This is a genomic window from bacterium (assembly GCA_026129405.1).
Classification (GTDB): Bacteria; Desulfobacterota; Binatia; order DP-6; family DP-6; genus JAHCID01.
Genome location: JAHCID010000011.1, coordinates 127,218 through 134,769, shown reverse-complemented (window position 1 = coordinate 134,769; position 7,552 = coordinate 127,218). Strand labels below are relative to the sequence as shown.

At 74.7% G+C, this 7,552-nt stretch carries 6 protein-coding genes; all 6 read left to right on the top strand.

Annotated elements, in window-relative coordinates:
* The coding region (locus KIT14_25080; GenBank protein MCW5893801.1) for a class I SAM-dependent methyltransferase at nucleotides 1-967 on the top strand (967 nt) is incomplete at its 5' end.
* Nucleotides 964-2,490 (top strand): alkaline phosphatase family protein, encoded by a 1,527-nt coding sequence (locus KIT14_25075; protein MCW5893800.1) that lies wholly within the window; start codon nucleotides 964-966, stop codon nucleotides 2,488-2,490. The genes KIT14_25080 and KIT14_25075, both read left to right, overlap by 4 nt.
* A 7-nt stretch (nucleotides 2,491-2,497) precedes the next feature.
* Nucleotides 2,498-4,576: a methyltransferase domain-containing protein gene (locus KIT14_25070; GenBank protein ID MCW5893799.1), complete on the top strand. Its 2,079-nt coding sequence runs from the start codon at nucleotides 2,498-2,500 to the stop codon at nucleotides 4,574-4,576.
* Entirely contained in the window at nucleotides 4,569-5,528 is a 960-nt protein-coding gene (locus tag KIT14_25065) for a transketolase family protein (protein ID MCW5893798.1), read from the top strand. Before KIT14_25070 ends, KIT14_25065 begins: the two co-directional genes overlap by 8 nt.
* The gene (locus KIT14_25060; GenBank protein MCW5893797.1) at nucleotides 5,525-6,301 is read left to right on the top strand and encodes an SDR family oxidoreductase; all 777 of its coding nucleotides are present in this window, start codon (nucleotides 5,525-5,527) and stop codon (nucleotides 6,299-6,301) included. The genes KIT14_25065 and KIT14_25060 overlap by 4 nt, the downstream gene beginning before the upstream one ends.
* Nucleotides 6,282-7,550, top strand: coding sequence for an ATP-grasp domain-containing protein (locus KIT14_25055; protein MCW5893796.1), 1,269 nt, complete (start codon nucleotides 6,282-6,284; stop codon nucleotides 7,548-7,550). Before KIT14_25060 ends, KIT14_25055 begins: the two co-directional genes overlap by 20 nt.
* Nucleotides 7,551-7,552: the final 2 nt, after the last annotated feature.

Sequence of the window (7,552 nt, the reverse complement as noted above, 5' to 3'; positions counted from 1 at the left end):
GCGCACGTGGTGGCGCTCGGGGCGGCGGGGAGGGACGGTGCAGGCGCTCCTGCCCGCTGCTGACGCGGCCCACGCCGGACGGCTGCTCGCGCGGCACGCCGGCACGGCGGTCGTCGACTGCGCCGCGTGCGGCTTCGCGCACCTCGACCCGCTGCCCGACGCGGCGTCGCTGCGCGAGACCTATCGCCGGCACTACTACGACGCGGTGAAGCCCGACTACCTCGCGCGCGAGAGCAGCGAGCAGGGCTTCTGGCAGCTCGAGTACGACGACAAGCTCGATGCGATCGCGGCCCTGCGCGGCGGGAGGCGCGGTCGCCTCCTCGACGTCGGCTGCTCCGGCGGCTTCTTCCTCGCCCACGCCCGCCGCCGCGGCTGGGACGGGCTCGGGCTCGAGCCCTCGGCGCAGGCCGCGGCGCACGCGCGCGACCTCGGCGTGCCGGTGATCGAGGCGTTCTTCGAGGACGCCGACTGGGCGGGGCTCGGCCGCTTCGCGGCGGTGCACCTGAAGCTCGTGCTGGAGCACCTCGCCGATCCGGCGGCGCTCTTGCGCCGCGCCCGCGAGGTGCTGCTGCCGGACGGCGTGCTCTGTCTCCAGGTGCCGAACGACTTCAACGCGCTCCAGGCCGTCGTCCAGGAGACGCTGGCGGCGCCGCCCTGGTGGGTCGCGCCGCCGTACCACGTCAACTACTTCGACTTCGCGAGCCTCGGGCGCCTGTGCGCCCGCACCGGCTTCGCCGTCCGCGAGCAGTCCACCAACTTCCCGATGGAGCTGTTCCTCCTCATGGGGGAGCACTACGTCGGCGACGACCGCGTCGGCCGCGCCTGCCACCAGCGGCGCATGGCGCTCGATGCGCGCCTCGCCGCCGCCGGCCGCAACGATCTTCGCCGTGCCGCCTACGCCGCGCTCGCCGCGGCCGGGCTCGGGCGCGAGGTCATCGTCTGGGCGCAGCCCATGGAGAGCGCATGAACGAGCAGGTGATCCTGATCGGCCTCGACGGCGGTGAGCCGCAGCTCATCGACCGTCTCTTCCCCAGCTGTCCGAACCTGGCCCGCGTCGCGCGCGAGGGCGCGTGGGGCACCGTGTGCTCGACGCAGCCGCCGCTGTCGCCGCCCGCGTGGGCGACGCTCATGACCGGCGTCAACCCGGGGAAGCACGGCGTCTACGATTTCTACCACATGCCGTTCCGCACCCAGGGCAGCTATGCCCGCCGGCTGATCACGTCCGCGAACTGGCGTGCGCCCGCGCTGTGGGACCGCACGAGCGCACACGGCAAGCGCGCCGGCTTCGTCAACATGCCGATGTGCTGGCCGCCGCCGGCGGTCGACGGCTTCTTCGTCTCCGGCCTCGGCACGCCCGCGGGCGACGCCGCCTTCACGACGCCGCCGGCACTCGCGGGCGAGCTGCGGGACGCGATCCTCGAGCCCGGGGACGGCACGACGACGAACGACCCCGCGGCCTTCCTGGCGCGCTGCGCGGCGAGCGGCGCGTCGATGCTCGAGGTGAGCGAGCGCCTGTGGCAGCGCGAGAAGCTCGACCTCTTCTGCACGGCGCTGACCTTCCCCGATCGCTTCCAGCACCTCTTCTGGCGCGAGCTGCAGGGCGGCGAGCCGAGGGTGACGGAGGTGTGGCAGCGCTGGTGGTCGGCGTTCGACGCCTTCCTCGGCCGCGTGCTGGCGGCAACCGAGGCGCACGGTGGCACCGTGCTCCTCTTCTCCGACCACGGCTTCGGCCCGGTCGACCGCTACTTCCACGTGAACCGCTGGCTCGCGCAGCGCGGCTACCTCGAGCTGCGCGATCGCAATCGCCTGGGCTCGCCGGACGGGCTCCTCACCTCGATCGACTGGCAGCGCACGCTGGCCTACGGGCTCGGCGAGTACGGCGAGCTGCGGCTCAACCTGCGCGGCCGCGAGCCGCACGGCGTCGTGCTGCCGGGGACGAACGCCCGCGCGCTGCGCGTGGCGCTGACGACCGAGCTCTATCGCCTCGAGGACGAGCAGGGGCTCGTCGTCGACGAGGTGCTGGAGGCCGACCGCGTCTACCACGGCCCCTACGCCGGCGAGGCGCCCGACCTCCTCTTCCAGCTGCGCGACCACCGCGTGCTGTGCTGGATCGACGGTCGCGGCAACGATCTCATCGATCCCGACGGACCGCTCTTCGAGGCCGCCTCGGGGCCGCAGCACTACCGCGGCGCGCATCGGCCGTTCGGGCTCCTCGGGGCCTGGGGCTCGGCGGTGCGCGCGGGCGCACCGGCGCTCGGCGCCAAGGCGCAGGACCTCTGCCCGACGGTGCTCCATCTCCTCGGGCTGCCGCTCGATCGCGACCTCGACGGCCGCATCCTGCGCGAGATGCTGACCGCGGAGCACGCCGAGCGCGCGCCCCGCTACGAGCAGGGCGTCGCCGTCGCCACGCGCGGCACCCGCGACCGCTACGAGCCGGAGGAGGAGGAGGCCATCGCCCGCCAGCTCCGCCAGCTCGGCTACCTCGAGTGAGGGGATCATGCGGACTGCCGCCGTCGTCCAGTGCACCTTCTCGAACCTGCTCTCGCGGGACCCCACGCTCGCGCGCCGCGCCGGCGCGGAAGGCGCGCCGGACGACGATCCCACGCACTACGTGATCGCGCCGCTCGGGCGCTGCGCCCGCGTCGACGCGGTCGTCCTGGCGGTGCCCGACCTGCCCGAGAACCGGCCGTTCGACGCCCTCGCGACGCGCTGGGAGGCCACGTGCGTCCCGGGCGAGGAGTACGACGTCACGGCGCGCCTGCTGCGCGCCGCGCGCGCGGCGGGGGCCGACGCCATCGTGCGCGTGCTGCTGCACCGCTTCTACCTCGACCCCGAGCTGGTCGATCGCTGCGTCGCGCTGCTGGAGAGCGCCCGGGCCGACTACGTGAATCTGCCCGTCGACTTCAACATCAACTTCGGCGGCGACGTCCTGCGCACCGACGCGCTGGCGCGCGCCCATGCGCAGATCCAGGCGATCGCGGATGCGCACGAGCGTGCCCGCTACCTCTTCCGGCCCTGGCATTTCATGGAGACGCACCCCGAGGCGTTCCGCGTCGTCACCTGCGAGGACGTGCCGACCTATCCGTCCGAGCAGGTGGAGGCGATCCGCATGCGGGCGAACTGGTCGGAGCGCTCGCGCTACGGCGACGACTTCCAGGCCTCGGAGTACCATCCGATCGGGGCGCTGCTCGCGCCCGACGACCGCGTCCTCGACCTGGCCTGCGGCTACGGCGAGTCGACCGCGATCCTCGGCCAGTACTGCTGGAGCGTGGTCGGCGTCGACCGCGACGCCGCGCTGGTCGCCGAGGCGCGCCGCCGCTTCGGCCGCAAGCCGCACCTCCAGTTCGTGGAGGCCGACGCCGAGACCTTCGTCTGGCCGGGCGAGCCGTTCGACGTCGTCGTCAGCCTGCACACGCTCGAGCACGTCGCACGCGACCGCGCCATGCTGGTGAACGCGCGCAACATGCTGCGCCCCGGCGGCCGCCTCATCCTCGAGGTCCCGCTCGCGACGCGCCGGCCGTTCCCGGTGCCGCACAACCCGCACCACCTGCGCGAGTACACGCGCATGGAGATCGAGACGCTGGTGTCGGGCGCCGGCTTCGTCATCGAGGGCGCGCGCGGCATGAGCCGCGGCATCTACACGACGCCCGAGCTGGCGCGCGAGGCGATCCAGCTCCACTGCCGCAAGCCCGACGCCGCGCTCTGGGTGCACGAGCCCGGCGAGCAGGCGCTGCAGGACGAGGCGACGGCGATCCGCCGCCTGACGCTGGAGGCGATCGCCGCGGCCGGCTCCGGGCACCCGGGCGGCGCGCTCTCGTGCGCCGAGATCCTGGCCTGCCTCTACTTCGAGCCCGATCCGGCGCTGCGCGTGACCTGGAGCCGCGAGACGCACGACCGCAACCGCTTCGTCCTCTCGAAGGGCCACGCGGCGCCGGCCTGGTACGCCGCGCTCCATCGCGCCGGCATCCTGCCGTCGCCGGTGGGTGGGCTGCGCCAGCTGGATACGCCGTTCCCGGGCCATCCGGAGCGCGGCACGCCCGGCGTGGACATGCCCTCGGGCTCGCTCGGCAACGGGCTCTCGATCGGCGTCGGCATGACCCTCGGCCTGCGCCACCAGCGGCGGGACCGCCGCGTCTACGTGCTCCTCGGCGACGGCGACCTCGACGAGGGCGCCACCTGGGAGGCGGTGATGTACGCCGCCCATCACGGGCTCGGCGGCCTCACGGCGATCGTCGACGCCAACGGGCGCCAGGGCGAGGCCGACACCGCCTGCGTGCTCGACCTCGAGCCGCTGCCCGAGAAGTTCCGCGCCTTCGGCTGGCAGGCGCTCGAGATCCACGGCCACGACGTGCCGTCGATCCGCCGCGCGCTGCGCACGGCGGCGGCGACGCCGGAGCGGCCGACGGTGATCGTCGCCCGCACCGTGAAGGGGAAGGGCGTGTCGTTCATGGAGGACGTGCAGCGCTGGCACGGCAGCTGCGCGCCGACGCCGGACGAGCTGCAGCGCGCGCTCGCCGAGCTCGGCCGCACCGCCGCCGCGGCGGCGTTCCAGCACGCGGGAGGGTTCCATGCCTGAGCCCGTCTCTCTGCGCGAAGCCTTCGGGCGCACGCTCGTCGACGCCGGCCGGCGTCGCAGCGACTTCGTCGTCCTCGACGCCGACGTCGCCGGCGGCACCGGCACGCACCACTTCCGCGACGCCTTCCCCGACCGCTTCTGGGACTTCGGCATCGCCGAGCAGAACATGATGGCCGCCGCCGCCGGCGTCGCGGCGACCGGCCTCAAGGTGGTGGCGACGTCGTTCGCCGTGTTCGCGACCCTGCGCGCCTGCGAGCAGCTGCGCACGTTCGTGGCCTATCCGCGGCTCGACGTGAAGGTGGCCGGCAGCCACTGCGGGCTCGACGTCGGACCCGACGGCGCCACCGCACAGGCGCTGGAGGACCTCGCCGTCACGCGCGCGATCCCGAACCTGACGGTGGTCGTCCCCGGCGACCCGGTCGAGATGGCGCAGGCCGTCGAGGCGATCCTCGACCACCCCGGCCCGGTCTACCTGCGCACGGGACGCAGCCCGGTGCCGGTGCTGTTCGACGCCGCCTCGCACCGCTTCGCGCTCGGCCGCGGGCAGGTGCTGGAGGACGGCGACGACGTCACGCTGGTCGCCTGCGGCACGATGCTGCATCGGGCGCTGCAGGCGGCGACGGCGCTGCGGCGCGAGGGCATCCGCGCGCGGGTCGTCAATCTGCCGACGCTGAAGCCGCTCGACGAGGAGCTGCTGGTGGAGTCGGCGGCGCGCACCGGCGCGATCGTCACCTGCGAGGACCATTCGGTGATCGGCGGGCTCGGCAGCGCCGTGGCCGAGACCCTGGGACGCCGGCGGCCGACGCCGCTGGCGATGGTGGGGGTACAGGACCGCTTCGGCGCCTCGGGGGATCCGACCGCGCTGGCGCAGCGGTTCGGAATCGACGCTGCCTCGGTGGCGGCGGCTGCGCGCGAGCTCGCGCGCACGAAGGAGGCACGACGATGCGCATGAACGGCAACGGAGCGGGACGCGCCCACGGTCGCACCGAGCGGCTTTCGGGGCGGCGCGTGGTGGTCACCGGCGGCAGCCGCGGCATCGGCCGCGGCATCGCGCTCGCCTGCGCGCGCGCGGGGGCGGCGGTCGGCATCACCTACCACACGCAGGCCGACGCCGCGGCCGAGGTCACGGACCTGATCCGCGCCGAGGGCGGCACCGCGATCGCGGCGCCGATGGACGTCCGCGACCGCCAGAGCGTGCGCGCCGGGCTCACCGCGCTGGCGCGCGAGCTGGGCGGCCTCGACGTGCTGGTGAACAACGCCGGCGTCAACAAGCCGTGCGACTTCGACCTCATCACCGACGCCGACTGGGACGAGATCGTCGCCGTCAACCTGCGCGGCCCGTTCCTGTGCACGCAGGAGGCGCTCGCCTTCCTGCGCGAGGGCGGGGCGGTGATCAACGTCGGCTCGGTCAGCGGCCAGTACGGCGGCCCGCGCACGGCGCACTACGCCGCCTCGAAGGGCGGGCTGATCGCGCTCACGCAGTGCTGCGCCCGCTTCCTCGCGCCGCGCGGCGTGCGCTGCAACCTCGTGTCGCCGGGCCTCGTGCGCTCGGAGATGGCGGCGGCGGGGCTCTCGGGGCTGCCGTCGCAGATCCGCGACGGCATCCTCCTCGGTCGCCTCGGCGAGGTCGACGAGGTGGCGCACGCGGTCGTGTTCCTCGCCTCGGCGGAGGCCTCGTACGTCACCGGCCAGACGATGAACGTCAATGGCGGCCTCTACTTCTAGCGCGCCGCGCACCCTCCTCGTGGTGTCGGGGGGGCGCGAGGCGGTGCCCGCGATCGCGGTCGCGCGCCGCATGGGGCTGCGCGTGGTGGTCTCGGACGGCGCGCCCGACGCGCCCGGCTTCCGTCACGCCGACGCCGGCATCCTCGCCAGCACGTACGACCCCGAGGCGACGGCCCAGGGTGCGCGCGCGTTCGCGATGCGCCACCGGCTCGACGGCGTGCTCGCGGTCGCGTCCGACGTGCCGGTGACCGTGGCGGCGGTGGCCGAGTCGCTCGGGCTGCCCGGGCCGTCGATGGCGAGCGCGCGGCTGGCGTCCGACAAGCTCGCCATGAAGGACGCGCTGCGTGCGGCGGGGGTGGCCGTGCCGTGGTACGCGCCGGTGCCGTCGCCGGCGGTGCTGCTCGATCTCGCGTCGCGGGTGGCGATGCCCCTCATCGTGAAGCCGGTCGACAGCCGCGGCGCGCGCGGCGTCGTGCGCCTGCTGCCGCGCATCGATCCCGTCTGGGCGTTCCACCAGGCGCAGGCCGAGTCGCCGACCCGGCGGGTGATGGTCGAGGAGTACGTCCCCGGCCCGCAGCTCAGCACGGAGTCGGCCGTGATCGACGGCCGCGCGATCACGGTCGGCCGCTCGGACCGCAACTACGCGCTGCTCGACCGCTTCGCGCCGTTCGTCATCGAGAACGGCGGCGAGCTGCCGTCGGTGCTGCCGCCGGCGACGCTGGCGGCGATCGACGCGCTGGTGGGCGAGGCGGCGGCGGCGCTCGGGGTGACGCACGGGACGGTGAAGGGCGACATCGTCGTCGGCGACGGCGGACCGATGGTGATCGAGCTCGCGGTGCGGCTCTCGGGCGGCTACTTCTGCACCCACGAGATCCCGCTCGCGACCGGCGTCGACTTCGTCGAGGCCGCGATCCGCCTGGCCCTGGGCGAGCGGCCCGCGCCGGCCGACCTGGAGCCGCGCTGCGCGCGCGGCGTCGCCCAGCGCTGGCTCTTCCCGCCGCCGGGGACCGTCACCGGCATCGAGGGCGTGGAGGCGGCGCGTGCGGCCGAGGGCGTCGAGCTGCTGGAGGTGACGACGTCGCCCGGCACCGTCGTGCGGCCGATGACGAGCCACGTGTGCCGCGCCGGCGTCGTCATCACCGTCGGCGACACGCGCGAGGAGGCGGTCGCGCGGGCGAACGCGGCGATCGCGCGCGTCCGCGTCGTCACCCAGACCGTGCACGCGCCGCCGAGCGCCGCGCTCCACTGACA

Excerpts from the sequence above, each read along its gene's own strand:
- KIT14_25075 (MCW5893800.1), top strand. The coding sequence starts at position 964 with ATGAACGAGCAGGTGATCCTGATCGGCCTCGACGGCGGTGAGCCGCAG.
- KIT14_25070 (MCW5893799.1), top strand. The coding sequence starts at position 2,498 with ATGCGGACTGCCGCCGTCGTCCAGTGCACCTTCTCGAACCTGCTCTCG.
- KIT14_25065 (MCW5893798.1), top strand. The coding sequence starts at position 4,569 with ATGCCTGAGCCCGTCTCTCTGCGCGAAGCCTTCGGGCGCACGCTCGTC.
- KIT14_25060 (MCW5893797.1), top strand. The coding sequence starts at position 5,525 with ATGAACGGCAACGGAGCGGGACGCGCCCACGGTCGCACCGAGCGGCTT.
- KIT14_25055 (MCW5893796.1), top strand. The coding sequence starts at position 6,282 with ATGGCGGCCTCTACTTCTAGCGCGCCGCGCACCCTCCTCGTGGTGTCG.